Source organism: Psychrobacter sp. CX16 (assembly GCF_057396245.1).
Genome location: NZ_JBXYJF010000026.1, coordinates 16365 through 42530 on the forward strand (window position 1 = coordinate 16365; position 26166 = coordinate 42530).

The window sequence follows — 26166 nt, forward strand, 5'->3', positions numbered from 1 at the left end:
TAGAGGTATCTGGAAGCAAAATATAAATTAGTTAAATGATTAAAGGTGAATAGAATTACTAAACAATTCTCGTTATTTATTTGGTCGAAATATTCTATGAGGCGATTTTATAATACTAATTGCCATCATAGTTTCAGCATTATACTGTTTAATAGTTCTAAATAACATAATCTATATAAATTGTAAAATAATAAAACATTAAACTTCACTATTATTTAATTCATCGTATTAATAACAATTTTCGAAGATGAATAATTTAATAATAAAAATCGCTAATATCCTTAAATTAACATGGTTTACTTTATGTTACAACGCCTGTATAAGTCTTGATTCGCTTGTTTTACGATAATATACTATCTCGTAACAGAGCTTAACAGGCTATTGAATGAGTCATTCACAAAATAGTGTTAAGTTCTTATTTTAGTTAAGCTAACCTATTTAATAGCTGCTTGCTTAACTAATTAATTTAAATGTAGTAACGTTTGCTTATATACATTTTTTATCGCTTTTATAAATGATAACTAATTAATTCTATAAAAGTTTAATAATCCCAATAATAAAATAGGAATAACGACCATGACTAAGTCTAACGCATTATTAGAACTATTAACTCCTGACAACTGTCAAGTTATCTTTATCGATCAGCAACCACAAATGGCTTTTGGCGTACAGTCTATTGACCGTCAAACTCTAAAAAACAACGTTGTTGGTCTAGCTAAAGCAGCTAAAGTTTTCAATATCCCAACAACTATTACAACCGTTGAGACTGCAAGCTTCTCTGGTAACACGCTTCCAGAACTATTAGAAGTCTTCCCAGACAACGATCTTCTTGAGCGTAGCTCAATGAACTCTTGGGACGATCAAAACGTTCGTGATGCTTTAGCAGAAAATGCTAAAAATGGTCGTAAAAAGATTGTTGTTTCAGGCCTATGGACTGAAGTATGTAACCTATCTTTTGCTTTATCTTGCCTACAAGACACTGACTACGAAATCTATATGGTAGCTGACGCATCAGGCGGTACTTCTGCTGAAGCGCATCAGTGGGCAATGGAGCGTATGCTTCAAGTGGGCGTTGTTCCTGTAACTTGGCAGCAAGTTCTTCTTGAATGGCAACGTGACTGGGCTAACAAGACCACTTATGATGCAGTAATGGACATCGTACGTGAGCATTCTGGTGCTTATGGTATGGGTGTTGACTATGCTTACACTATGGTTCATAAAGCGCCTGCACGTTTTGCAGCGAAAAACACCATTGGCCCAAACCCAGCACCTAAAAAATAATAAGATTTAACTAATGACTAGTTACTCTTATTTATTAGGTTAAAAAAGGATTAATCGAGTTGAACTGTGACGTTATTTTATAACACTTAGTTTTGCTTGGTTAATCCTTTAACGTTTTAATAGCATAGAGATTATAAATTATGAAAATTTATATCTATTCACTCATTGTCGGTATTGTTGTAGGCGTTATTTATAACCTCGTTAACGTCCGCTCACCTGCTCCTCCAACATGGGCGCTGGTTGGCTTATTAGGTATGCTTATTGGTGAACAGGCCATTCCGTTTGCAAAACAGCATTTTTTTAATAATGCTACGACGACTCAACAAACCACACAAACCTCATCTGATGTTGATAATAACCATTAATAAACCGAGTCAAATAGACGTTAGAAACTATCCTATTAGTTAAAAATAAATCGTATTGGGTAGCTTTCTAAAGCCATGACTCAAGTTCGACCTATATTTACTTTTTTTAATGATATTGTGTCATTACTGTTAAACGTAACGCTAAGCCGCTCTTTAACATGACATTACAGCTAATTTTAGCTTTGTATGTGTTTGGCAGTGTTATGTAACATCTAAATCTTCCCTCTTGTATGACAATAATATTTTATATACGATTTCTTCGGGTAATACCTAAATAATAAGGATAAGTATTTGCCCCGATGACGATAAATCTATAAATAAAAAAGTTAATCCATAGGCAATTTTTTATCCCAATCTAATTGGTATTCATTTTAATAGGACAGTATTATGACTTCTCCTGACATTATTTATTATAACGGTAATATAACAACACTCGATACCGCTAACCCTACAGCTACCGCAGTTGCTATCAAGGATGGCCGCTTTACTAAAGTCGGTACTGATTCAGAAGTACTTGACCTTGCGGGAAGCACTACCAAATCAATCAACCTAAAAGGCCGCAGTGTACTGCCGGGTCTTTTTGATAACCATACTCACGTTATCCGTGGTGGTCTAAACTACAATATGGAACTACGTTGGGACGGCGTTCGTACATTAGCAGATGCTATGGCGATGCTAAAACAGCAAGTAGATAACACGCCGGCTCCTCAGTGGGTTCGCGTTGTTGGTGGTTTCACTGAAAACCAGTTTGCTGAAAAACGTCTACCCACACTTGACGAAATCAATGCTGTTGCCCCAGATACTCCAGTATTCATCCTACATTTATATGACCGTGCGTTACTAAACGCAGCTGCACTACGTTCAGTAGGCTATACAAAAGATACACCAGAACCACCAGGTGGTGAGATTCAGCGTGACGCTAACGGGAATCCAACAGGTTTACTACTAGCAAAACCAAACGCAAGTATCCTTTATGCAACGCTTGCTAAAGGCCCAAAACTTCCATTTGATTATCAGCTCAACTCTACTCGTCACTTTATGCGTGAACTTAACCGCTTAGGTGTAACTGGTATTATTGACGCAGGTGGTGGTTCTCAAAACTTCCCAGACGATTATGAAGTCGTACAAAAGCTTCATGAAGAAGATCAGTTAACGGTTCGTATGGCTTATAACTTATTTACCCAAAAGCCAAACGAAGAGAAAGAAGACTTCTTAAACTGGACCTCTTCTGTTACCTATAAACAAGGTGATGACTACTTCCGTCACAACGGCGCAGGCGAGATGCTTGTTTATTCAGCAGCCGACTTTGAAGACTTCCGTCAGCCACGTCCTGAAATGCCAGCAAATATGGAAGAAGACCTTGAAGAAGTTATCCGTATCTTGGCTCAGAACAAATGGCCATGGCGTCTACACGCAACGTATGATGAAACCATTGAGCGTGCGCTAAATGTTTATGAAAAAGTAAACGAAGAGATTCCATTCGAAGGTTTAAACTGGTTCTTTGACCATGCTGAGACTATTTCTCAAAGAAACATCGATCGTATCGCAGCATTAGGCGGTGGTATTGCAGTTCAGCATCGTATGGCTTACCAAGGTGAGTACTTCGCTGAGCGTTATGGTACTGCAGCCGCTTCTAACACCCCACCTATTAAGCAAATGCTTGATAGCGGTGTAAAAGTATCTGCCGGTACGGACGCGACACGTGTTGCCTCTTATAACCCATGGGTATCTCTATCATGGCTAATCAGTGGTCAAACTGTTGGCGGCCTGCAGCTTTATGATCAAGACAACCTATTAGACCGCGAGACAGCTCTACGTATGTGGACTGAGAAAGTTGCCTGGTTTACAAACGAGGAAGGCAAACGTGGCCGTATCGAAGAAGGTCATTTAGCGGACTTTATCGTACCGAATAAAGACTTTTTCAAAGTGCCAGAAAATGAGATTCCTTACTTAACCTCTGATCTAACCGTTGTTGGTGGTAAGCCTGTATTCGGTGCTGGTGAGTTCTCTGACTATGACTCTCCAATACCCCCTGCAATGCCAGACTGGTCGCCAGTTAATCAATATGGCGGTTATGCTGCTTGGGGTGACCCAGAAGGCGCTGGTAAAAACTCTCTTGCTCCTCAAGGTGCTGCTATGGCCGCTTCTTGTGGTTGTTCAAGTGCGTGCGCTTTACATGGTCACAACCATGCTAAAGCTTGGAAATCTAATGCCCCTGTATCAAACATGAAAGATTTCTTCGGCGCGTTCGGTTGTTCTTGCTGGGCGGTATAAACTGCTAGTCTTTGGCTTTATGCGTTAAAGTGAAGCTAATTAAACCACAGCTTATAAAGCTTAGTAATAAAAAAGAAGCCCGCTAAATCTAGCGGGCTTCTTTTTTGTGGTGTGTCAAAAAGTATGCTGATTAAAATTTAAACAATTTTGAAGCTTTGAAAACCATATAGAATCAGGGAACTTAGCCTAAACTTCCTATTGACTTTTAGCGCCAGCATACTATTTAGAACACCATCCTTTTTTGTCTGTTATTTATAAACCTCTTATGTGATTAGCCTCTATTGTGTCCCTTAGGTAACATCAGCCGCTCTAGAACGCTTGGGCATAGATTTTACAATCATTTTTCATTAAACTTGCTTACGGCAATTTTTACTAACATCATAATGATATCTTTATTGTAGGCCAACTTCGGCAACAGCTCCTCGATTGGGTAGCTTACTTAATATATAGCCACAATCAAAACTCATCTGGAAACTATCACTTATGACCGGCCGGCCTCCTACTCTTAGCAAGCATATAGATGATATCGTCTTTTATGAGATGAAGACGCTACTTGCTGAGGACTTTGCTCCATTACTTAATGAATATCTGCATAATAGCGTGCATTACTTTCAACAATTAAACCAAGCAATCGCTGATAAGCAAATACATACCGCGTTAGATATTGCACACACTTTAAAGGGTGCCAGTTTAAATTTGGGACTACATAGATTGACTGCGCTGTGCCAACAGTTTGAAGACGCTCTTCATCAGCAGCACTCACAAAAATTAGATAAGTTACTGATTCTCATCAAAGATGAAATAGACGGCTCTAATACAGAAATTTATCACCGCTTGAATACCTAATCATCAATCTATAACCAGCTACCTTTTTTGTTTTATAACTGTTGAGACTCTATGACCGCTCCGAATAAATCACTAACGATTAATAATTCCTCTAACCATCAGAATCACTCTAACCAAGCAGATGATGACGCCCCTTTATTGGACGATTGGCTTACAAACATTCGGATTGTCATGGTCAATACCACTTTGCCAGCAAATATTGGGTCAGCAGCCAGAGCCATGCTCACCATGGGCTTAACTGACTTGTTCGTGGTTAACCCTAAGCATCCTATTGATGATACTAGTATCTCCCATGCTGCCGGTGCAAAAGGTGTATTAGATGATTGTCAGGTCGTAGAGACACTTGAACAAGCCATTGCAGATTGCCAATTGGTATTTGCCGCCAGTAGTCGCCAGCGCCACATTCCGCGTCCTGTGGTGACACCAGATCAAGCTGCTCAGCTGATTTTGCAACGTCACAGTCTAATTGATGCCACTAAGACTGATAGCACAGGCCATACAAAAGTGGCTGTATTGTTCGGACGTGAAGACCGAGGCCTTACTAATGATGAGCTGGCGTTAGCAGACTATCATATTCAAATTGATGCCAATCCTAACTATCCTGTATTAAATGTGGCCTCAGCAGTACAGGTGATTTCTAGTTTCTTTTATAGCCGGTTTTTGCAGCATGAACAGCAAATTATTGCTGAGGGTTCTGAGAGTATTGAAAACGTTGAGGCCGGTCAGTCATATCAAAACCAGCTGGTTATTGATATTATGCTAAGACAGCTTTGGGACACGCCAGCGATCAACCAACAACAAAAGCTAAGCCTACAATCTCGAATTATTGAACTCATGCATACGCTAGATTTGGTTGAAAGCACAGATACTCAAGCGCTTAGAGACTTGCCTAGCAGATTATCAAGACTGCTTTCACGACTGCAATTAGACCAAAAAGAATATGAATTATTAAATGCTATTATTGCCAAAGTGGCACTTAGACTCTAGAATTAAAGGTTATCCAAGCTTTTGCTTGTTATATCCCAATACCTAACCATAAGATATCGCTATGAGAATCATTAAAGCCATTCGTAAAGCCAAATCATCATTACAAGAAGATATCTCTGCCGTATTTAGCCGCGACCCTGCAGCGCGCAATAGCATAGAGGTACTTTTGACCTATCCAGGTATCCATGCGCTTATTATGCATCGCGGCGCACATTATCTATGGCAAAAAGATTATAAGTTTTGTGCGCGCGCCTTATCTTATGGTTCACGTATGGTGACGGGTATTGAGATACACCCCGCGGCTCAAATTGGCCGTCGCTTTTTTATTGATCACGGTATGGGTGTGGTGATTGGAGAAACGGCTAAAATTGGAGATGATGTCACGCTATATCATGGCGTCACTTTAGGTGGTGTATCGCTAGGTCAAGGCAAACGTCATCCGACGTTAGAGGACGGCGTGATTGTGGGTGCCGGTGCTAAGGTACTCGGTCCATTTACAGTTGGCAAAAACGCGAAAATCGGCTCGAATGCAGTAGTGGTCAAAGAAGTGCCTGAAGAAGCCACTATGGTCGGTAGTGCGGCACGTATGATTGCCCCTGTCTCAAACGAGGCTCAAGAACAAAGTCTAGTAGAGGCTGAGAAGCAAAACGCCAATAATAAACAGTCTGATGAGGAGAGTTTATCTTGCCCAGATGACGCTTTGGCAGAAAAAGAGCGTAAACATAACCGAGACCAATATGAAAAACGCTTGTCTGAACGCTTAGACTTTAGTGCTTACGGCCTTAATCCTAATTCAGAAGACCCCGTTGCTGAAGCCTTTACCAAGGTACTAAACCATATCCAGCAATCGGAAACCCGTATCAGCGAGTTACAGGACGCTATTTGCAAACTTGATCCTAGCTTTAAGCCAAAATACTGTCATAAAATCAGCGCCGATGAACTAGAAGACGTCATTAATAACTAACTAAGCGTTGTTAGAAACAGGGTCTTATCAAAAACCTTATTAAAGCGAACGGCACAATTATAAAGCCATAGATCATCGGCTCATAAATAGTTTAATTCTATCAACTCATTTATCCCTACCCATTCATGCTTTTTGAATGGGTAGCGCTCCGCAATAGCAATCAGTTCTGATTGTTCATTCTTAATGCCAAGTACATCAATATCGATAATTACCTGACGGTTTTTAGGCTCTTTGATATTGTCAATCACATCAGCCACATCTTGCTTAATCAGCTTTTGTGCTGCATAAAAGTCATGCTGAATATTCTTCTCAATAACCTTAGTCGTTTTGATGACCTCACCTAGATTTGCAGTCACATCAGAGGCATCAAACACTAGATAGCCGCATTGATTGGTATAATCCGGCTTAGGATTATCAGGCGTCGCTGTATAATCAGGGTTTATGAACTCGGTTGACCATACCGTCTGTGAGCATAAAGTAGCCAATGCTTCTCTAGCCTGTGCTAAATGCGCTGAGGCATTCTGATTACTACCCAATGCTACCAAATAGCCCTGTATATGACGCCCTGTTTTTAGAGTACATAGCTTTTTGATAGATTTAATAGCGGTTAGGATATTTGAATTATCTAGATGGGCGTTATTAGACTGATTACTTATGCTTAGGCTATTTTTTTGGCTGGCTGGCTGCTGATGGTTCATGTTCCCTATTCCTCTTCTGCCCTATCTTTACTCTCAGCTCACGCAATGACGACTAATTGGCCGTGCGCACAATATGAACCGCTACTGCATCTGCCTGCTCAATGGCTGTTGGCTTAGCCACCGTTACTTCAACCTCAGTGGTGTTATATTTCTCTAAAATATTTGTCGCAATCAATTCAGCCAGTCGTTCAATCAATAACGCTTTGGTGTCTTGGCACCAAGCAGTAATGTCATCACACACTTCTTTATAATTAATAGCATGAGTGAGATCATCGGTATTGGCCGCTTCACTGATATCGGTTGTCATTGTCACATCAATGACTAAAGGCTGAGTGATTGCACGTTCCCAATCAAAAACACCAATGATAGCATCAACCTTTAACCCTATGATTTTTACTTTATCTGCTTTACTCATGTCATCTCACTTTATCAAAAGAGTGGATAGCGATTCGCCATACACTAAGCATCTATCTGTTATGCATTATCTTGTTTAGGGGCCATTTTTCTAAGGACTTTACTGGGTCGATTACGCCACAAATCGATACTAAACAAAGCCAGTCCCAGCCAAATGAGTCCAAATATAATCAACCGGTGACTGTCAAAAGGCTCACGATAATAAAACACCGCCAAGAAGAAAATAATGGTTGGTGTTAAATAATTCATAAAGCTAATGATACTGTACGCCACCATTTTAGTAGACTTATTAAATAGCAACAGCGGTATTAAAGTAATTGGGCCTGCCAGCATCAAGAACCAAATATTATCACTCCACCAAAAGGACAGATTTGAGCTCACCACATCTGAGGTCATAAACCACCAAATACATATCGGCACCAATAAAGCAGTCTCTAAAAATAGCGCATCCAGCGCTTGTAGCGGAGTACGCCGCTGCATGACCCCATAAACGCTGAAGGACATTGCCAAAATCAGCGATACCCACGGCAAGCTACCAAGCATAACGACCTGAATAAGTACCGAAGATATAGCAAAGCCGACCGCTATCCACTGTAAAGGACGTAAGCGCTCCTGTAAAAACACCAAGGATAATAAAATACCCACCAAGGGACTGATGAAATAACCGAGACTGGCTTCTAAAATTTGATTGGCATTAACCGCCCATACGTAAGTCAGCCAATTGGCGGCGATAATCAGGCTGGATATAAAGGTAATAACGATAAGTCGAGGGTTTTGCTTAATGGTAGTAAACCATTGCCAGCGCTTGGTCAATATCAGTACCAAACTTAAGCACACGAAGGTCCAGACAATACGATGACCGATAATTTCGACCGCATTGTATTCGCCTAACTGTTTAAAATAGAAAGGAAAACAGCCCCATATTGAAAAGGCCAATAAGGCAGTAATAATACCTTTATTAGTGGTTTTGACAACGACGGGTTTTGGCTTTGGAGTGTTGCCATTGGTAGGCGTGGCTAGTGACATAACAATTATCCTAAGGATTTATTTATAACACTAAATCCTTTCTTTAAAGGCTATTACCTGAGTAGATCAGATTGTTAAAAATTACTGAAAAACAAAGCCATCCTTAAAGCGGATGGCCTTAAATAATTATCGACCTAATTTAACTAAGTTTAATCACAAGATGCGATTCATTTATTGGGTCTTTATCGTCATACCTATCTTATTGGCTAAGTCAGCAAACCCTGGGAAGCTGGTATTAACCGTTTCAACACCTTGGATAGTGATGGTGTCGTTGGCTCGCAGACTTGCCACAGAGAAGCTCATCACGATACGGTGGTCATGATGTGAATATATTTCACCGCCACCAAACACAGGCTCATGCGACTGACCATCGCCTTTACCTTCGATAGTAATACCGTCGTCAGTCACCGTACAGTCTACGCCTAATTGGGTTAACCCATCTCCCATGACCGCAATACGATCTGACTCTTTAACACGCAGCTCTTTAGCACCGGTTAAAACGGTCTGACCTTGCGCACAGCTGGCCGCCACAAACAGGACTGGGAACTCATCAATCGCTAGAGGCACCAATTCTTCTGGAATAGCAATGCCTTTTAATTGAGCTGATTTAATTGTAATATCTGCAACCGGTTCGCCGCCCACAAAGGTCTCATTACTTAGCGTAATATCAGCACCCATTAGTTTTAAGATATCGATGACACCGGTACGGGTTGGGTTCATACCCACTTTGGCAATGGTAATCTCACTGTCTTTGGCAATAGAGCCAGCTACCATAAAGAAGGCGGCTGAAGAGATATCCGCGGGCACTGCAATGTCACAAGCGGTTAGTTTACCGCCGCCCTCGACGCTGATTTTATTACCCTCAACCTGCACCTCATAACCAAAGGCTTTTAGCATACGCTCGGTATGATCACGGCTTACTTCTGGCTGAATAACCGTCGTCGTACCTTCCGCCCAAAGCCCAGCTAAAATCAGGCAGGATTTTACTTGTGCAGAGGCCACAGGCAACTCGTAAGTAATACCATGTAACCTGCTACCACGCTTATCGCTACCGGTAATGCTAATTGGTGCAGTACCACGCTCGCCCGTGGTCTGTAATGTCGCACCCATTTCACGCAAAGGCTTGGCCACTCGCTCCATTGGTCGTTTTGAAAGACTGGCATCTCCAGTTAATACACTGTCAAATTTCTGTGCAGCTAAGATGCCAGACAATAGGCGCATGGTAGTGCCTGAGTTACCCATATACAAAGGCGTATGACTTGGCTTTAATCCATTGATACCAACACCATGAATGGTCACTTCACCATTTTCAGGGCCTTCAATGGTCACGCCCATATCTCTAAAAGCTTGCAACGTGGCAAGTGCGTCTTCCCCTTCTAAAAATCCAGTGACTCGAGTAATGCCTTCAGCTAAGCTCCCAAACATAATACTGCGGTGTGATATCGACTTATCACCTGGTACTTCAATGGTGCCATTAATAGTAGAGCTTGGGGTAATAATGTATGCGCTAGAGGCATTATTTGAAGTCGCCATAGAGTTATCCGAATTAGAAAGTTCTGTTAGTTTTTTAGTATAAGGGGTACTGGTAAGCATATGACCGAAGTGTTTTCTTGCTGATTGTGCTCGGCCTAATAGACCTAGCAGCTGAGTCGAGTCTTCTGTGTCTATAATCTCACGTAAGTTACTTAAATAACTGCCATATTCATCAAGCGCTTTAAGCAATGCCGGCTTATTGGCAATAAAAATATCATGCCACATTAATGGATCGCTTGCGGCAATACGGGTGAAGTCCCTAAACCCGCCTGCCGCATAGCGAAATATATCCATATTGTCATCGTGACTTGCCAGCTGCTCAACCAGATTGAAAGCTAACAAGTGCGGTAAATGACTGGTATAAGCCAACACTGCATCGTGATGCGCCACCTCCATTTTCATCACCGTGGCGCCTACCGCCTGCCACAATGCTGATATCTTTTGAATAGCACTTAGCGTAGTAGAATCAAGCTCACAAATAATAATATTATGGTCAACAAACAAGGTCGCCAGACGCGCGTTAAATCCCGACTGCTCTGCGCCGGCTATAGGATGCGCAGGCACAAATCCGCTCGGTAGGTCAGTGAATACCTCTTTGGCTGCATCGACCACATTTTGCTTGGTGCTACTGACATCGCTAATAATACAAGTCTTGGAGATTAAGCCTTGTTCCATAGCCTGATGAATGTCTTTAAAGACGGCTTTCACTGCTTTGACAGGTACAGCAATGATAATACAATCACTGCCCATAATGACATCGCTAAGCGTATCACTACCGGCATCAATCACAGACGCATCTAACGCAGCATTAATGCTAGGCAGATGTCTATCGACAGCGACCAGTCTGGTCGACAAATTTCTGTCTCTAATTGCTTGAGCCAAACTGGCACCAATAAGCCCCAGACCGACCACACATACCTGTTCGAACAAAATTGCCACTTCACCTATCTCGCTTAATGATTGTATGGGCTATCTATGTGCTGTGTTCTATTTATTATAATCTAGAGAAATATCACACAGGCTATGTATTATCTATTATAAAGACTCTAGCGTATCTCTTAGAGTATCGATTAGGCGAGTATTGTCCTCTGGCGTACCGACTGTAATGCGCAGCCATTCATCCAGCCCATAACCACTAAGGGGTCTGACAATAATACCCTGCTCTAATAAAGATTGATAAATACCGTTGGCATCACCGACATTGACCATCACAAAGTTGGCATAGGAGGGCACAAACGCCAGTCCTAACGCATCAAACTGCTTACATAACCAGCGCTTTTGTCCATCGTTGAGCTTATACACTTCTTTAATAAAATCTTGGTCACTTAGCGCGGCTACTGCTGCTGATTGAGCCAGTACGCTGACATTAAATGGCTGACGCACGCGGTTTAGCAAACCTGCAATATCAGGATGACTTAGCGCATAACCCACTCTCAACGCAGCCAGTCCATATGCCTTAGAGAATGTACGGACAATAATCACATTATCAAACTCATCGATTAATGCGCGATTATTACTCTCTGGACTGTATTCAATATAAGCTTCATCCAACACGACCAGTATATGCTCAGGTACTTGAGACACAAATTCTTTTACCGCATCGCTTGTTAACAAAGTACCCGTTGGGTTATTTGGATTCGCAATAAATACAAGGCGCGCATTGGGTGTGTCTTGAACTGCCGTGAGCATCGCATCTAAGTCATGCCCATAACGGTTGGCGGGTACTTCTACGCCGGTTGCACCCAATATTTTGGCGACCATTGGATAAACGATAAAGCCATATTGACTGTATATAATCGCGTCATCACTGTTTACAAAGGTGCGCGCGATGATATCTAGCAAATCATTAGAGCCATTACCCAAGGTTACTTGCTTGATATTGGTATCGGTAAACTCGGATATCGCTTGTTTTAACGCATACGCATTGGCATCGGGATATCGCGACAATTTCCCTAACTTCTCGGTAATAGACAAAGTCACGTAAGGCGAGCAGCCCAAAGGGTTCTCATTGCTGGCAAGCTTGAGCACATCACTGACATCATACTCACGGGTAAGCTCTTCAACAGACTTGCCCGACTCGTAAGCCTGAAGCTGCAAAATGCTATCGTAAGCTGGGGTAGTAAAGGATTGTTGACTCATGATGACACCTAATTTATATGCAAATAATGCGTATGATTAACAACTGAAAAAACAGGCTAAGTTAAATAAGAGAGCATTAAGCTAAGCAGCTCCTTAAAATAGATGGCTTTAGCTTTAATCAAAGCCATCGCTTAACCTGCCTTAATCTCAACTACAGCCTTAAATAACCGCTTGTGGATATGAGCCTAGAATGCGTACGTCTCTGACCATTGGGCGAATCTCTTCGATCGCCGCACGCACATTTTCATCTTCGATATGACCTTCCATATCAATAAAGAACACGTACGCCCATTTGTTTGGACGCTCTGGGCGGGTTTCAATACTGGTCATTGATACGCCATGCTTAGATAGCGGTTTTAAGATTTCGATAAGCGCACCGGCTTTGTTATGGGCAGACACCAAGATTGAGGTCTTATCATGACCTGATGGTGCAATCTCTTCGCGGCCAATAATCAAGAAGCGGGTGGTGTTGTTTGGATTGTCTTCAATATTCTCATGCAGCTTATGCAGACCATATTCAGCCACTGCCACATCACCGGCAATCGCTGCTGAATGCCACTCATTTTTTAGACGGCGTGCTGCTTCACCATTACTGGATACTTGCACACGCTCTACATTTGGATAATTCACATCAAGCCAATGACGGCACTGGGCAAGTGACTGCTGATGCGAGTAGATACGGCTTAAACTCTCTACTTTGGTATGCTCAGCCACTAAGAAGTTCTGATGAATTGGCAACTCTACCTCACCGATAATTTTGAGTGTTGAGCTTAAGAAGCCATCAAGGGTGTGGTTCACTACTCCTTCAGATGAGTTCTCAACCGGTACCACGCCATACATGGCAGAGCCGGCTTCTACTTCACGGAATACATCCGTAATAGTGGTTAACGGTACGGTGGTTGAGGCTTTACCAAAATGCTTAAGTGCAGCAGCGTGAGTAAAGGTGCCAACGGGACCTAAAAAAGCAATCTTTTGCGGCGCCTCTAAGTCAAGGCACACTGACATGATTTCACGAAACAGGCGTGCCATTTTCTCATTGCTAATGGGGCTGTCTGACACCTCATTACGCTTCATAATGTTTTTGAGCACTTGTGCTTCGCGCTCTGGACGATAAAAAATAGGATTTGATTCTGCTTCGTCGGCATTTTCTTTTTTAAATACCGCGACTTTTTGGGCAAGTTTGGCACGATTGCTAATAAGCTGTAAAATCTCACCATCTACTTGGTCAATCTTGTGACGTAGTGTTTCAAGCGTATTGGTCGGTGCAGTACTTTCGCTTGAGTGATTGCTATTATTTGCCATTTCATTACCAGTATTATTGTCGTTATTCATTGACGAAGTCATAAAAAAGCCTATAGGTCATGTTATGATATTTGGAGATGTTACAGGTCGTAAAAAGTTAACTATAACAAACTTACGCCCTGTTAAGATAGCGTCGTTTAGACACAGCGTACTGTTTTAACTCAAAATACGCCAATATGCGGCTTAAGCCATTGATTTTGCCATATTCTGTGTCTTATTCATCGGTTAATGCTATGGCTAGTTTAATACGCTAACCGTTTTAACGCTAGGGGTTATCGTTTAGTTTAAACGTTAACATAGTCTCGAATGATAATACCCTTAAAAATTTTAATCCCCTGACAATAATTTAGGAATACATGATGAGTGCCTTATCACAATTACAAACCATGACCACCATTGTTGCAGACACCGGTGACTTAAGCGCCATTGCTCGCTTAAAGCCTGTTGATGCCACAACCAACCCCAGTCTCATCACTAAAGCACTCACCCACCCTGATAAGCAGGCCATGTTATCAGATACCCTAAATCGCTTCTCTGATCGCGGCGATAGCATGATTGATAATGTCATTGATAATCTGACGATTCAAGTCGGTACCGATATCCTAAAACTTATCGAAGGACGTGTATCAACCGAAGTCGATGCCCGTTTATCTTATGATACTGAGGCGACAATCGCCAAAGCGCATGAATTTATGGATGCTTATGCCCGTGCTGGTGTCGATAAAGACCGTATTTTGATTAAAATTGCAGCCACATGGCAAGGTATTAAAGCCGCAGAACAGCTTGAAAAAAAAGGCATTCACTGTAATCTAACTCTTATCTTTGGTCAGCATCAAGCGGTTGCTTGTGCCGATGCAGGTGTGACCCTTATCTCGCCATTCGTGGGCCGTATTCTGGATTGGCAAAAGCGTGAACAGAACCGTCAAAGCATTCCGGTTAGCGATGACATGGGCGTACAATCGGTTAAACGTACTTATCAATACTACAAGCAGCACGGTTATAAAACCCAAGTGATGGGCGCAAGCTTTAGAAGTGTCGATCAAATCTTAGCATTGGCAGGCTGTGACTTATTAACCATTGCACCAGATTTACTTGATCAATTAGCGGCATTAGATACCCATGTTGAGCAGCAACTGTCTGCCGATATGGTTAGCGATACTATGCCACGAGTGAGCTTAACTGCGGATGAATTTAACACCGCGTATGAACAAGACAGCATCACTCAGCACTTACTACCAAAAGGTATAGACGGATTTATTAATGCCCGTGACGAGCTTGCAAAAGCGTTACAACAACTTAGCAAATAATTGACTGAGCTGATTTAATAGACAAAAAAACTCTATGCAATGCGTAGAGTTTTTTTGTGCATTATTTCAGTAAACTTTTAGATTATAGTCATAGGCAACTAAATGAGATACAAGGCAACCGAGTGCAAGTACTACTCTAGTAGGCTTAGTGAGGTTAACGCTGTAGCTCTTTAGTTTGGCTAAGACTATAAATAGCTATTGAATTAGCTTAGCCTTCTAATACCGTGTAAACAGGTACCGGAAATTTATCATGTAAATCAACCAAGTCTAACAATACCAACACGCCAACCACATCGTGACCCGCTTCTTTGCATAAATGATAGGCAGTGTTTAATGTGCCCCCTGTCGCCAGAATATCATCTACCAACAACACTTTAGAGGCACTAAGCCCATCTTGAATCTCTAACGTGTCACTACCGTACTCTAACGCATAAGATTTATTGGCCACGGGTGGCGGTAGCTTACCAGGTTTGCGCAGTAGCATCATTCCTTTGCCCAGACGTCCTGCAAGTAGGCTGGCAAACACAAAGCCGCGCGCTTCAATAGCAACCAGACAATCCACTTCATCTAATAGACCTTCTGGCAGTGCATCGAGTAGAGCATCAATCACCGCACCCACATGATTTAGCAATAACGGAGTAATGTCATAAAAATTAATACCCCGCTTTGGAAAATCAGGCACCATACGGATGGCCTGCCAAAGAGGATGTTGCTTTTGATTTTGCTGAGCGTCAGCACTTAATGAAGTGTCTAAAGAAGGCGTTGCAGTCGCTTGATTACTCATAATTAAATCCGGCAGTGATTGGGTAATACCTCGTATTCTAGCATAACTGACAGCAATGCCCATTACCGCTTGTTAACCAATGCTGCCTTCTATTTGAGTACGCACTCTAATACGAGTTTGCTATAAATTCAGTGATACGGTGCGTCCAGTTTTTGCTATAATCACTGCCCTAAATATAGTTTAACCGTCATCAATATGGAGCGATGTCATGAAAAAATGGGAATGTATTGTTTGCGGCTGGGTCTATGATGAGGCGCTTGGGTGCCCTGAAGAAGGTATTGCGCCGGGCACTAAATGGGAAGACATTCCGGATGACTGGACCTGCCCTGAATGCGGTGTCGGTAAGCTTGATTTTGAAATGCTTGAGATTTAAGCCTTAACACCGCATAATAAACCGGCTACTCTATGCTTAGCCTACCATTGTCTAAAAGGACTTATGACCTCATGTCAACTGCTATCACCCACCTAGCTAAATTACCGCCTTATGATTGGTATCCCTCTCCGATATCTGACTTGATGCAACAAGCCATCATTGCGGTATCAGACGACATTGAGCTATGTGTTGAGGTAGGCGGTAATCCAGACAATCCACCACTGCTATTGATTATGGGGCTTGCTTCTCAGCTGATATTTTGGCCAGAGAACTTTATAAAGCGTTTAATTGATGCCGGCTTCTTTGTCATCCGTTTTGATAATCGTGACATAGGTTTATCAACCAAAATATGCCGTAAAGACTTACCGCGTGTTAATACTCTCTCTGCTATGCTCAAGATGCAACTAGGTCTCGATAACTCGAAGACTCCAGTACCATATCGCTTAGAGGATTTAGCAGATGATACGGCAAACCTTATCAAAGCATTAAACCTATGTCAGGTACACGTTTTGGGCGCGTCTATGGGCGGTATTATTGCACAGATATTAGCTGCCAAATATCCGCACCTTGTTAATAAACTGGCGCTTATTTTCTCAACCAATAACCGTCCGATGCTTGCACCGCCACGCCCTAAACAGTTATATACATTAATCAAACGTCCGAAAAGCTATGACGAAGAAGATATCGTCGAACATGGAAAATGGTTTATTAATACTGTGGGCTCACAAGGTCATATAGACGAGCAAGCGGTAGCCGATATGGCACGGCTCAGATATCAGCGCTGTTTCTATCCAGCTGGTAGCTTGCAGCAACTGACGGCTATCTTAATGACAGGCTCTATCCAGTCATACAGTAAAGAGATTAAAGCACCGACGCTCATTATGCATGGCAGCAATGATGGCTTACTACCGATATCACATGGCAAGGCGGTTGCTAAAGACATTCCTAACGCAGTCTTCAAACCCATTAATGGCATGTCGCATGATTTGCCTGAATATTTTCAGCCATTTATTGTCAAACAGCTTAAAAAGCATATGCTCGATACTTAACGCATATTCTTTCTTTTTGGTCAGTGATAGTCTTATCTTACTCTATTCCCTGCCTGAATCCTGCTGTCATCAAACTGACATTAACCTAGTCTAGTCTTAATAAATCGGTCATACACCTTTTAATTCTCAACGCCTCTAGGTTCTTGTCCATGCCCAAATCTGATAAGCCTTATCAAATTAAAAGCAAACCCTCTAAATACGCTGAATTCATGCAAGCATATAAAATCAAGACGCCAAAATATAAGTTCTATCTAGAACGTGGCGGTCATAAAGAAGACCCCATTATTTTATTAATTATGGGCTTAGGTGCGCAGTCCTTAGTCTGGTCAAATGTGTTTTGCAAACGCTTAATTGAGTCGGGCTTTCAAGTCATCCGCTTTGATAACCGCGATATTGGCAAATCTAGCAAGCTCAAGCATAAGAACAAGCTGACCAAAGACTATCAAACCATCGGTAAGCAGTTAAAACTACTGTCTAAATTTAAACTCGGACTGCCGTTAAAGCTTGATGAGACAGCTATCCCCTATACTCTGTTTGATATGGGTGAAGATGTAAATCAGCTATTAAATGCGTTAGATATTGAGCAGTGCCATGTACTTGGGATGTCGATGGGCGGTATGATTGCTCAAATTATGGCAGCTAAGTATCCGCATCGTGTCAGCAAACTTGGCTTATTGGCCACCAGTAATAACAAACCCTTCTTGCCGGCACCGAAATTTGATGCATTAAGAGCGTTGACCAAACCCATGCCAGACAATAAAGACCCTGAAGTTATTATTGAAAACAACATACATCTATATCGTACGATTGGCTCACCTGACTTCTTTGATGAAAATAGAGCCAAACGACGTGCCAAGCTGCTATTTGAACGTCGCTTTTATCCAAAAGGAGTATCACGCCAATTACTCGCGGTGCTCGCTACAGGCTCTTTAGTCGAACTAGACCGTTTAATTAAGCAGCCAACGCTTATTGTACATGGCACACATGACCGACTCCTGCCCCCTGCTCACGGTCAAAGTCTGGCCAAGACTATATCACATGCTAACTTTAAGCTTATTCCAGGTTTGGGGCATGATATCCCCTACCCGCTTGCACGATATCTAGCAGATTTATTTGCTGAACACTTTAAAGCATCTTCTAATGATCAACTCACAGCTTAGACTTTTATCATTGAAGTTTGCATAAATATCGGACGTAAAAAAAGAGTATCTGAATTTCAGATACTCTTTTTTATTTGATTACTTAGACTGTACTCAAAACAAATTTATTTTAAGTCATATGAAGTAATGTTAATAAATTAAAGCTGTTCAGAAGTTTTAGATAAAACTTCGTTTAGGATCCATACCGGTTTAACAACACCTGTTTCTTCGTTTACAACTGCTTCTTGACGAACATCTAATAAATAGCGGTAGCCTGGCTCATAAGTGAAACCTTGGATATCACCAGATAGCGTGTTGTAGTTTTTCTGGAATGGTTGACGGAATTGTAAGCATTCGCCTTCTACCATAGTACCGTTAGCAGCAGGTACTTCACATACTGCTTTGTTTGGATCAACTTCAATTTTGAAACTTGGGATATCGATAACTTTAACAACTGTCGCTTCGCCATCGACAATCATAGCGCGCTCATCTTTAAGTTGAGTCGTACTACAACCAGTTAATGCAACAGCCGCTAGAACAACAGAAGATAATAAATATTTCATAAAAGACCTCTAAAATTAAAAAGTTAAGATGAATAATGCCCAAATATAACAATGGCTAGATAGTTCTCGAATCTGACACAATTATAAAAGAGTTCCAGTCTTGCTATCTATAACTAGTTTGTAACCTTACGTTAAGAATATTAGCAAACACAGTGACTTTGTACAGCGAGCGCGCTTTAATTAACTTCTATAATCCGCATTAATACTCACATAATCATGCGATAAATCACAGGTATATACCGTATCAGATGCGCCACCAAGCCCTAAGTCAATATTAATAGTAATCTCAGGACGGCTCATGACTTCTTGCCCTTGCTCTTCGGTGTAGGTGGCATCCAATTGACCGCGAGTACAGATAGCCACATCATCTAAAGTGACGCTGACTTGATCTGCCTCAAGGTTTTTTGCACCCGAATAACCGACAGCGGCGATAATACGCCCCCAGTTAGGGTCACTTGCAAAAAACGCCGTTTTAACCAGTGGTGAATGCGCCACCGCATAAGCGACATCGCAGCAATCCTCAGTAGTCTTGCCTCCGGTTACCTTAACCGTAATAAACTTCGTTGCCCCTTCACCGTCACGCACAATGAGAGTAGCTAGGCGCACAAAGACTTGTCTTAAGGCATCAAATAAAGATTCATAATGTGGATGCTGTTTTGAGTCAATCAAATTAGCCGCATCATCACCGGTCGCTATTAAGACACAGCAATCATTAGTCGAGGTATCTCCATCGACAGTAATACGGTTAAATGATTGATTGGTTAATTCGATCAGCATCTCTTGTAATAGCGAACGAGCAACTGGCGCATCGGTTGCAACGTAACCAAGCATAGTCGCCATATTCGGACGAATCATACCTGCACCTTTTGAGATACCAGTCACATGATAAGTCAGCCCATCAGCCACTTGTACTTTAGTACTGGCAAGCTTTGGTACGGTATCTGTGGTACGAATAGCATTGGCAGCTGCTAACCAATTATCCGGCCCCAAATTATCAAGGCAACGCTCAAGACCATTGATAATAGCATCGCTATTTAATACTTCACCAATCACGCCAGTTGAGAACGGCAGCACTTGTTTAGGGTCTACTTGTGTTTTATCGGCAAGTGCTTGGCAGGTTGCTGCCGCACGCTGATAACCATCGCTACCAGTTGCCGCATTGGCATTACCAGTATTAATCAGCAGATAACGAGGCGCATTATCAGTGGCATTTAACGCCTCTAAATGCTCTCTAACAATATGCACCGGCGCTGCACAGCATTTATTGGTGGTTGTAACACACGCGGTGGCTGCAGACTCCTTTAAACGAAAGACCACAAGGTCGTCGCGATTTTTATAGCGTACCCCAGCGGCAGTAATACCAATATCAACGCCTTTAATAGCATAAATCGTCTCGGGGGGTGCAATATTTCCTACTGGCATAACCGTCCTTATAACTCTGATTATTGATAAAAACAAACACTTAACTATTCAAATTTGATACCTAAAACTTAAACGAGGCCCAAATCGGTGCGTGGTCAGATGGCTTTTCCATCGCACGTAACTCATAGCTGATACCGGCATCCGTACATTTATCTTTGATATCTGCGGTGCAAAGAATATGATCAATACGCAGGCCACGCTTTGGATCATCGTTGAAGCCACGGCTGCGGTAATCAAACCAGCTAAACATCTCGTTAGAGTCCGGATAATGTAGACGATACGTATCAAATAGCTCACGGCTCATCAGCGCACTATACCACTCGCGCTCTTCTGGTAAGAATGACGTTTTGCCTTGGCTTAGCCAGCGCTTGGCATTTTTTTCACCGATACCAATATCAGTATCTTCTGGGGCAATATTCATATCACCCATGATAATGAGCGTTCTGCCCTCAGCTTTAAGCGCATCAATATAATGATTTAAAGACGCATAAAACTCACGTTTCATCGGAAACTTGGTCTCGTGTTTGCGACTCTCCCCTTGTGGAAAGTAGCCATTTAATACATCAACTTCTTGGCCATCGAATACGTAGCGGGCATGAATAAAGCGCTTTTGGGTGTCATCATCGTCATCAGGAAAGCCTTTATGAACATAAATAGGCGCCACTTTCGAGACCAAAGCCACACCGTAATGGGCTTTTTGTCCGAAGTATTCAACGTGATAACCCAAAGACTCAACCAATTCTAACGGAAACTGCTCATCATGTACCTTGGTCTCTTGCAGTCCCATCACATCGGGATCAATAATGTCTCGTACAGCTTCCAATTGATGCTGTCGCGCGCGAATACCATTAATATTAAAACTTACAAAACGGGTCATAAACCTACAATCCTAAAATTTAAATGTCACACAATTAAGTGCCAGCCATTGTGCTAGCATTGATCTTTATCGTTATATTTATAATGCCTACATGAAAGCCGGCTTGAAATCCTGTCTAAGGCAATAAACGTGTTGTCAACCATTTGCTGCCTTGCTCGGGCTGAGTATACAGTATTCTATCATGCAATCGGTTAGCGCCGCCCTGCCAGAACTCAACCTCTTGTACTGTAATTTCATAACCACCCCAAAAATCTGGGGTTGGTACAGTACTGCCCTCAGGGTATTGCTGCTTTAAATCAGCAAATTTTTGATCCATAACCGCACGGCTAGCAACCTCACCACTTTGAGGCTGACTGACCCAAGCGCCTATCTGACTCTCGTAAGGTCGCTTTTGGAAATAAGCATCCGTTTTCTCGCGTGATATCTTATCAATACTGCCACGCAGTCTAATTTGACGCTGCATATCATGCCAAAAGAACAGCACTTCAGCATGCGGATTTTGCTCAATATCCTGGCCTTTATGGCTTAAATAGTTAGTATAAAAAACAATACCCGACTCGGTTATCTCGCGCATTAAAACCGTACGCACCGCAGGCATGTTATCTGAACCACACGTCGCCAAGCTCATTGCATAAGGTTCAGGTACTTTTGCTTCAATGGCTTCATTGACCCAATGCTCAAGCAGTTCAAAAGGGGAGTCAGGTAAGCCACTTTCATTTAACTTGCCTTTCTCATAAGACAGTCTTTGATCGGTAAAGTCCATAATCAGCCTTTAATTCTTATTGAGTTAACTTTTATGTATTGATATGAATGAATACGGCTATCAATATTCGAGACGATTAGATTAAACAATGCACCTAGCCCAATTAATCGTAGCGAATAGCAGCTTGTACTCTATGGTGTCTTTGTATTTAAACAGTGCGTATTAAACCATCGTGGCTTTAACTTTATCGGCAAGTTCTTGAGTCAGTTTTTGACATTCGTTATCATTATCAAGCTCTACCATCACACGAATTAATGGCTCAGTACCTGACTTACGAATCAATAAACGACCACGCCCCTCAATACTCTTTGTCGCTTCGTTAAAAACCTCGACCAATTCTGGGAATTCATACGGATCTTTCATCTCGTCAAGGCGCACATTGACCAAACACTGAGGCAATAATTTAAAGCCTTCCATTAATTGGCTTAATGATTGCTTGGTTTGTGCCATAACTGCCAATACTTGTAGCCCTGCAATGATGGCATCACCAGTGCGGCTTTTATCTAGACACAAAATATGGCCTGATGGCTCGCCGCCTAATATCCAGCCATTACTATCAAGGCCCTGCATCACGTATCTATCACCTACTTTAGCACGCTCAAGTGGAATACCTTCTGATTCTAAAGCCAATTGCAGACCCATATTACTCATTTGGGTACCCACAACACCGGCAGCTTTCTTTTCCGCTTTGGTTGCTAAGATATATAAGATACCGTCGCCATCGACCAGTTTACCGTGCTCATCGACCATAACAATACGGTCACCATCGCCATCTAAGGCAATACCTACATCAGCTTTATTTTCAACGACTGCACTTTGTAGAGACTCAGGATGCGTTGATCCGCACTCGTCGTTGATGTTCACGCCATCTGGCTTATTATGAATCGCAACAACTTCAGCGCCAAGCTCTCTTAACACACGAGGGCCCACGCTATAGCCTGAACCATTTGCACAATCAATAACGATTTTTAGGTTAGATAAGTCGTATTGATAAGGGAAACTGCCTTTACAAAACTCGATATAACGGCCTTTGGCATCATTAATACGATAATGCTTACCTAGATTTGCAGGGTTTTCTTGAGTGTAATCGGCATGATTTTCAACGATACCACTATTTAACTTATCGTTGATGGCATCTTGCATCTCATCACTGAGCTTACGCCCATCTGCTGAGAAAAACTTAATACCATTATCATGAAAAGGATTGTGCGAGGCTGAAATTACCACACCCGCATTGGCATGAAAACTGCGTGTTAAATGGGCAATAGCAGGCGTCGGCAACGGGCCAATCATATGTACATCAACGCCTGCTGAGTTGAATCCTGCTTGTAGAGCTGCTTCGATAACATAACCCGATAAACGCGTGTCTTTTCCTATCACCACACTTGGTTTTTTCTTTGGATTTGGGTTCTTTTCTACCAAGACTTGACCCGTCACATAACCAAGCTTTAAAACAAAATCAGGTGTGATTGGAAACTTACCAAAAAGACCACGAATACCATCTGTACCAAAATAACTCATAAACACCTCAAATTATGACAAATAAATCATATAGTTTTATATAAAAAACATTCCCCTAATATACTACAAAAAAAAGACCAAAAGATATTCTCTTTTGGTCTTTTACTTCGCTTAAATCAATATTTAACTTATACAAATAGCAGGCTAATTTAAACTCAAATATTTTGTAAATCTATCTGAGTCAGCACTGCGATTAATAGGTAGTGGATTTAATTTAAAAAACATAAATCGCTGCATATAAAATTAAGAACAGCCTTATAAATATCAATAAGCGTCTTATTATCCGTAAATTTAACCCTGTCCCATTGCTGGATCGCTAATACCATCCTCTCCTGTTTCTACCCGCCCTGCAAAGCGACGTGACCACTGCCTACTTTGCACCATATTCACGCTAAAATCATACCAACGTCCACTTTTAGCTAAATCAAAGTATTGCTGTTTCTCGCCATTAGCAGCTACAGTTATAGAGATAATTTCACGATTAAAATAAGCATTGTCGTTAATGTTAAATGTTAACTCTCTATCGGATTTATTAATAATATCCACATACACATCACCGCTACAAATATCGTAACAAACCCGTATTTCTGCATTCGCTTCATTAACATTCCCAACGAAATGTCTATGATATCCATTTGCAGACAAAACCCACAAATCATAGTTACCTTGTCTATCTGCTTGCCAAATATCATTAAGCTGTGTATTACTTTCTAACATATAGCGTCGTGGTGGCAAGTTCAATGCTAGTCTATCATAAACATGGAATACGCAAGCAGCCTCTCCGGTATTTGCAAAGACTAACCCTATGTTACTACCTTTTAATCTGGCGCTAGTGTGTAGACGATAAGGAAGCGCCCGAGAAGGTCGGTAACCCTTTTCTTGAGTTGGTAACATTGGCATGTCTGGCTGTGGTATCTGTTTTAATAATTCTTGATTAGCACGTATATTATCAGCAGAAGTTTTGGTATGTCGACCGTCTAATACTGGAAGTTTATCATTGTTTGGGTTACTAAAATTAAAAGCTGACGTTAAATCACCAAATACTGCACGTCGATAAGGTGATATATTGGTTTCTTTTACACCAAAACGTGCCTCTAAAAAACGCAGTATAGATGTGTGGTCAAAGTTTTGAGAGTTTACCCAGCCACCTCGGCTCCATGGTGATACTACGTAAGCAGGGACTCTAGGGCCAGGTCCATATACATCATTATCTGGTGGTGGCATATCAAACAAGGCTTCCGCTACTGGAAGCTTGTTATAATATTCAACAGATAATTTTGTTTCATCAAGGGTCGTTTTTCCATACTTTTTATTATACTCTATGGAAGGCGGGCAAGGCGGAGGCATATGATCAAAGAAACCATCATTTTCATCAAAGTTAATAATAAACGCCGTTTTACTCCATATATCAGGGTTTGTAGTTAATGCATCCAGAATTTCTTGTGTATACCAACCACCTTGCACAGGACTCGAAGGGCCTGGGTGTTCAGAATATGCAGCAGGTGCGACTATCCATGACACTTGTGGCAACTGATTATTCATTATATCTTCTTTGAATGTTTGTAAAAATCCACCATCAGGCATAGTGTTCGCAATACCTTTATATAATGGCGCATTATTATCATCATTTTTATCGTAAGCTGGAGCAACATACCCCTCACTATCATCATGATAGACAGGTTTACCAGAATCAATATTAGCAAGTCGATATTGCTCAAAACCAACCAAACAATTATCCGTAAAGTTATCAGGCATATTTTGATACACCTTCCAACTTACTCCCGCTTCTTCTAATCTTTCAGGATAGGTTTTCCAAGTGAAGCCTCCACCCGTTGTACCTGGTTGAAGGGAGTCCCAAAAATTGTTAACTACAATTTGTGGTGGGTTTGTATTTGCCCCGTTAGTACCTGTCCAGAAAAATAAACGATTGACATTAGTACCACCATGTAATGAACAGTAATAAGCGTCACATACAGTAAATGCTTCAGCCAGAGCGAACTGAAAGGAAACCTCTTGACGTTCATAATAGGCCATTGAGTGTGGTTCTTTATATTTTGCCCAGTGGCTCATTCGCCCCTTGTCCCATGCATCACGAGCATCAACCCAACTGTGAGGCGTACCCGAAACCCGCTGTGCATTTCCTTCTGCCTGATTAAGATGGTATGGAAGAACTGGTTGATCATTTTTATCTAATTGTTCCCATACGCTTCGCTTATTACTTTGAGGAATGGTAAATCTATCACCAAATCCACGTACACCTTTTAAAGTACCAAAATAGTTATCAAAAGATCGGTTTTCCTGCATTAGAATAACCACATGCTCAACATCCATAATAGTACCAGTCTTATTGTTAGCTGGTATAGCGAGTGCTTTTTGGATTGATAATGGCATAGATGCAATGGTAGCCGCAGACAGACCTGCAATACCTGAACCTTTTATAAAAGATCGACGATCAAGGCACATAAAGACTCCTTATGTTCTTATAATATTTTTTAGTTTTATCGATTGTATAGTTTGCAGCGTATGAGGGAATTTATAC

At 41.6% G+C, this 26166-nt stretch carries 23 protein-coding genes; 10 read left to right on the forward strand and 13 right to left on the reverse strand.

Annotated elements, in window-relative coordinates:
- The first annotated feature begins 576 nt into the window (after positions 1-576).
- The 6 genes from AC2SLM_RS09900 to cysE all read left to right on the forward strand — a co-directional run bounded on the left by AC2SLM_RS09900 (position 577) and on the right by cysE (position 6717).
- Positions 577-1281 (forward strand): hydrolase, encoded by a 705-nt coding sequence (locus AC2SLM_RS09900; protein WP_486553585.1) that lies wholly within the window; start codon positions 577-579, stop codon positions 1279-1281.
- A gap of 140 nt (positions 1282-1421) precedes the next feature.
- Positions 1422-1646: a DUF1427 family protein gene (locus AC2SLM_RS09905; protein WP_486541013.1), complete on the forward strand. Its 225-nt coding sequence runs from the start codon at positions 1422-1424 to the stop codon at positions 1644-1646.
- Between the two features lie 387 nt (positions 1647-2033).
- Complete coding sequence (locus AC2SLM_RS09910; protein WP_486553587.1) at positions 2034-3920, forward strand: amidohydrolase; 1887 nt, start codon at positions 2034-2036, stop codon at positions 3918-3920.
- A gap of 483 nt (positions 3921-4403) precedes the next feature.
- The gene (locus AC2SLM_RS09915) at positions 4404-4766 is read left to right on the forward strand and encodes an Hpt domain-containing protein (RefSeq protein ID WP_486553589.1); all 363 of its coding nucleotides are present in this window, start codon (positions 4404-4406) and stop codon (positions 4764-4766) included.
- Between the two features lie 51 nt (positions 4767-4817).
- Positions 4818-5753: an RNA methyltransferase gene (locus AC2SLM_RS09920; RefSeq protein ID WP_486553591.1), complete on the forward strand. Its 936-nt coding sequence runs from the start codon at positions 4818-4820 to the stop codon at positions 5751-5753.
- Between the two features lie 61 nt (positions 5754-5814).
- Positions 5815-6717, forward strand: a complete 903-nt coding sequence (gene cysE / locus AC2SLM_RS09925) for a serine O-acetyltransferase (RefSeq protein ID WP_486553593.1) — start codon at positions 5815-5817, stop codon at positions 6715-6717.
- Between the two features lie 80 nt (positions 6718-6797).
- Here cysE and AC2SLM_RS09930 read toward each other — a convergent pair whose 3' ends face one another.
- The 6 genes from AC2SLM_RS09930 to pheA all read right to left on the reverse strand — a co-directional run bounded on the left by AC2SLM_RS09930 (position 6798) and on the right by pheA (position 13871).
- A complete protein-coding gene (locus AC2SLM_RS09930; protein WP_486553595.1) occupies positions 6798-7415 on the reverse strand; it encodes a hypothetical protein in 618 nt (205 codons plus the stop codon).
- A gap of 52 nt (positions 7416-7467) precedes the next feature.
- Positions 7468-7830 (reverse strand): dihydroneopterin aldolase, encoded by a 363-nt coding sequence (gene folB, locus AC2SLM_RS09935; RefSeq protein ID WP_486541001.1) that lies wholly within the window; start codon positions 7828-7830, stop codon positions 7468-7470.
- 59 nt (positions 7831-7889) lie between these two features.
- Positions 7890-8855 (reverse strand): EamA family transporter RarD, encoded by a 966-nt coding sequence (rarD, locus tag AC2SLM_RS09940; RefSeq protein ID WP_486553596.1) that lies wholly within the window; start codon positions 8853-8855, stop codon positions 7890-7892.
- A 171-nt stretch (positions 8856-9026) separates the two neighbouring features.
- On the reverse strand, positions 9027-11321 hold the full coding sequence (locus AC2SLM_RS09945) for a bifunctional prephenate dehydrogenase/3-phosphoshikimate 1-carboxyvinyltransferase (protein WP_486553620.1): 2295 nt from the start codon (positions 11319-11321) through the stop codon (positions 9027-9029).
- A 102-nt stretch (positions 11322-11423) separates the two neighbouring features.
- A complete protein-coding gene (gene hisC, locus AC2SLM_RS09950) occupies positions 11424-12527 on the reverse strand; it encodes a histidinol-phosphate transaminase (RefSeq protein WP_486540997.1) in 1104 nt (367 codons plus the stop codon).
- Between the two features lie 159 nt (positions 12528-12686).
- Positions 12687-13871, reverse strand: coding sequence for a prephenate dehydratase (gene pheA / locus AC2SLM_RS09955; protein WP_486553598.1), 1185 nt, complete (start codon positions 13869-13871; stop codon positions 12687-12689).
- A 317-nt stretch (positions 13872-14188) separates the two neighbouring features.
- Between pheA and AC2SLM_RS09960 the strand changes: the two genes are divergently transcribed.
- Positions 14189-15136 carry a transaldolase gene (locus tag AC2SLM_RS09960; protein WP_486540995.1) on the forward strand — a complete coding sequence of 316 codons (948 nt, stop codon included), beginning with the start codon at positions 14189-14191 and terminating at the stop codon, positions 15134-15136.
- Between the two features lie 208 nt (positions 15137-15344).
- On the opposite strand, the gene AC2SLM_RS09965 is transcribed toward AC2SLM_RS09960, so the two are convergent.
- Positions 15345-15920 (reverse strand): adenine phosphoribosyltransferase, encoded by a 576-nt coding sequence (locus AC2SLM_RS09965; protein ID WP_486553599.1) that lies wholly within the window; start codon positions 15918-15920, stop codon positions 15345-15347.
- A 208-nt stretch (positions 15921-16128) separates the two neighbouring features.
- Here AC2SLM_RS09965 and AC2SLM_RS09970 point away from each other — a divergent pair, with 208 nt between their 5' ends.
- From AC2SLM_RS09970 to AC2SLM_RS09980, 3 genes are all read left to right on the forward strand, one after another.
- Positions 16129-16293 carry a rubredoxin gene (locus tag AC2SLM_RS09970; RefSeq protein ID WP_486540991.1) on the forward strand — a complete coding sequence of 55 codons (165 nt, stop codon included), beginning with the start codon at positions 16129-16131 and terminating at the stop codon, positions 16291-16293.
- Positions 16294-16364: 71 nt separating this feature from the next.
- A complete protein-coding gene (locus tag AC2SLM_RS09975; RefSeq protein ID WP_486553600.1) occupies positions 16365-17342 on the forward strand; it encodes an alpha/beta fold hydrolase in 978 nt (325 codons plus the stop codon).
- 149 nt (positions 17343-17491) lie between these two features.
- Complete coding sequence (locus AC2SLM_RS09980) at positions 17492-18502, forward strand: alpha/beta fold hydrolase (RefSeq protein ID WP_486553601.1); 1011 nt, start codon at positions 17492-17494, stop codon at positions 18500-18502.
- A 137-nt stretch (positions 18503-18639) separates the two neighbouring features.
- Here AC2SLM_RS09980 and AC2SLM_RS09985 read toward each other — a convergent pair whose 3' ends face one another.
- The 6 genes from AC2SLM_RS09985 to AC2SLM_RS10010 form a co-directional block, all read right to left on the reverse strand.
- Positions 18640-19044 carry a DUF4377 domain-containing protein gene (locus tag AC2SLM_RS09985; protein WP_486553603.1) on the reverse strand — a complete coding sequence of 135 codons (405 nt, stop codon included), beginning with the start codon at positions 19042-19044 and terminating at the stop codon, positions 18640-18642.
- Between the two features lie 180 nt (positions 19045-19224).
- Positions 19225-20466 carry a bifunctional glutamate N-acetyltransferase/amino-acid acetyltransferase ArgJ gene (argJ, locus tag AC2SLM_RS09990; RefSeq protein ID WP_486553604.1) on the reverse strand — a complete coding sequence of 414 codons (1242 nt, stop codon included), beginning with the start codon at positions 20464-20466 and terminating at the stop codon, positions 19225-19227.
- A 61-nt stretch (positions 20467-20527) separates the two neighbouring features.
- Positions 20528-21343 carry an exodeoxyribonuclease III gene (xthA, locus tag AC2SLM_RS09995; protein WP_486553606.1) on the reverse strand — a complete coding sequence of 272 codons (816 nt, stop codon included), beginning with the start codon at positions 21341-21343 and terminating at the stop codon, positions 20528-20530.
- Positions 21344-21458: 115 nt separating this feature from the next.
- A complete protein-coding gene (gene pdxH / locus AC2SLM_RS10000; RefSeq protein WP_486553608.1) occupies positions 21459-22106 on the reverse strand; it encodes a pyridoxamine 5'-phosphate oxidase in 648 nt (215 codons plus the stop codon).
- Positions 22107-22268: 162 nt separating this feature from the next.
- Positions 22269-23627 (reverse strand): phosphoglucosamine mutase, encoded by a 1359-nt coding sequence (glmM, locus tag AC2SLM_RS10005; RefSeq protein ID WP_486553609.1) that lies wholly within the window; start codon positions 23625-23627, stop codon positions 22269-22271.
- Positions 23628-23918: 291 nt separating this feature from the next.
- Positions 23919-26090 (reverse strand): phosphocholine-specific phospholipase C, encoded by a 2172-nt coding sequence (locus tag AC2SLM_RS10010; protein WP_486553611.1) that lies wholly within the window; start codon positions 26088-26090, stop codon positions 23919-23921.
- Between the last annotated feature and the right edge of the window lie 76 nt (positions 26091-26166).

Excerpts from the sequence above, each read along its gene's own strand:
- pheA (WP_486553598.1), bottom strand. The coding sequence starts at position 13,871 with ATGACTTCGTCAATGAATAACGACAATAATACTGGTAATGAAATGGCA.
- AC2SLM_RS09920 (WP_486553591.1), top strand. The coding sequence starts at position 4,818 with ATGACCGCTCCGAATAAATCACTAACGATTAATAATTCCTCTAACCAT.
- folB (WP_486541001.1), bottom strand. The coding sequence starts at position 7,830 with ATGAGTAAAGCAGATAAAGTAAAAATCATAGGGTTAAAGGTTGATGCT.
- AC2SLM_RS09915 (WP_486553589.1), top strand. The coding sequence starts at position 4,404 with ATGACCGGCCGGCCTCCTACTCTTAGCAAGCATATAGATGATATCGTC.
- AC2SLM_RS10010 (WP_486553611.1), bottom strand. The coding sequence starts at position 26,090 with ATGTGCCTTGATCGTCGATCTTTTATAAAAGGTTCAGGTATTGCAGGT.
- rarD (WP_486553596.1), bottom strand. The coding sequence starts at position 8,855 with ATGTCACTAGCCACGCCTACCAATGGCAACACTCCAAAGCCAAAACCC.
- AC2SLM_RS09980 (WP_486553601.1), top strand. The coding sequence starts at position 17,492 with ATGCCCAAATCTGATAAGCCTTATCAAATTAAAAGCAAACCCTCTAAA.
- AC2SLM_RS09975 (WP_486553600.1), top strand. The coding sequence starts at position 16,365 with ATGTCAACTGCTATCACCCACCTAGCTAAATTACCGCCTTATGATTGG.
- xthA (WP_486553606.1), bottom strand. The coding sequence starts at position 21,343 with ATGACCCGTTTTGTAAGTTTTAATATTAATGGTATTCGCGCGCGACAG.
- AC2SLM_RS09900 (WP_486553585.1), top strand. The coding sequence starts at position 577 with ATGACTAAGTCTAACGCATTATTAGAACTATTAACTCCTGACAACTGT.
- pdxH (WP_486553608.1), bottom strand. The coding sequence starts at position 22,106 with ATGGACTTTACCGATCAAAGACTGTCTTATGAGAAAGGCAAGTTAAAT.
- AC2SLM_RS09910 (WP_486553587.1), top strand. The coding sequence starts at position 2,034 with ATGACTTCTCCTGACATTATTTATTATAACGGTAATATAACAACACTC.
- AC2SLM_RS09930 (WP_486553595.1), bottom strand. The coding sequence starts at position 7,415 with ATGAACCATCAGCAGCCAGCCAGCCAAAAAAATAGCCTAAGCATAAGT.
- AC2SLM_RS09905 (WP_486541013.1), top strand. The coding sequence starts at position 1,422 with ATGAAAATTTATATCTATTCACTCATTGTCGGTATTGTTGTAGGCGTT.
- argJ (WP_486553604.1), bottom strand. The coding sequence starts at position 20,466 with ATGCCAGTAGGAAATATTGCACCCCCCGAGACGATTTATGCTATTAAA.
- glmM (WP_486553609.1), bottom strand. The coding sequence starts at position 23,627 with ATGAGTTATTTTGGTACAGATGGTATTCGTGGTCTTTTTGGTAAGTTT.
- cysE (WP_486553593.1), top strand. The coding sequence starts at position 5,815 with ATGAGAATCATTAAAGCCATTCGTAAAGCCAAATCATCATTACAAGAA.
- AC2SLM_RS09965 (WP_486553599.1), bottom strand. The coding sequence starts at position 15,920 with ATGAGTAATCAAGCGACTGCAACGCCTTCTTTAGACACTTCATTAAGT.
- AC2SLM_RS09960 (WP_486540995.1), top strand. The coding sequence starts at position 14,189 with ATGAGTGCCTTATCACAATTACAAACCATGACCACCATTGTTGCAGAC.
- AC2SLM_RS09985 (WP_486553603.1), bottom strand. The coding sequence starts at position 19,044 with ATGAAATATTTATTATCTTCTGTTGTTCTAGCGGCTGTTGCATTAACT.
- AC2SLM_RS09970 (WP_486540991.1), top strand. The coding sequence starts at position 16,129 with ATGAAAAAATGGGAATGTATTGTTTGCGGCTGGGTCTATGATGAGGCG.
- hisC (WP_486540997.1), bottom strand. The coding sequence starts at position 12,527 with ATGAGTCAACAATCCTTTACTACCCCAGCTTACGATAGCATTTTGCAG.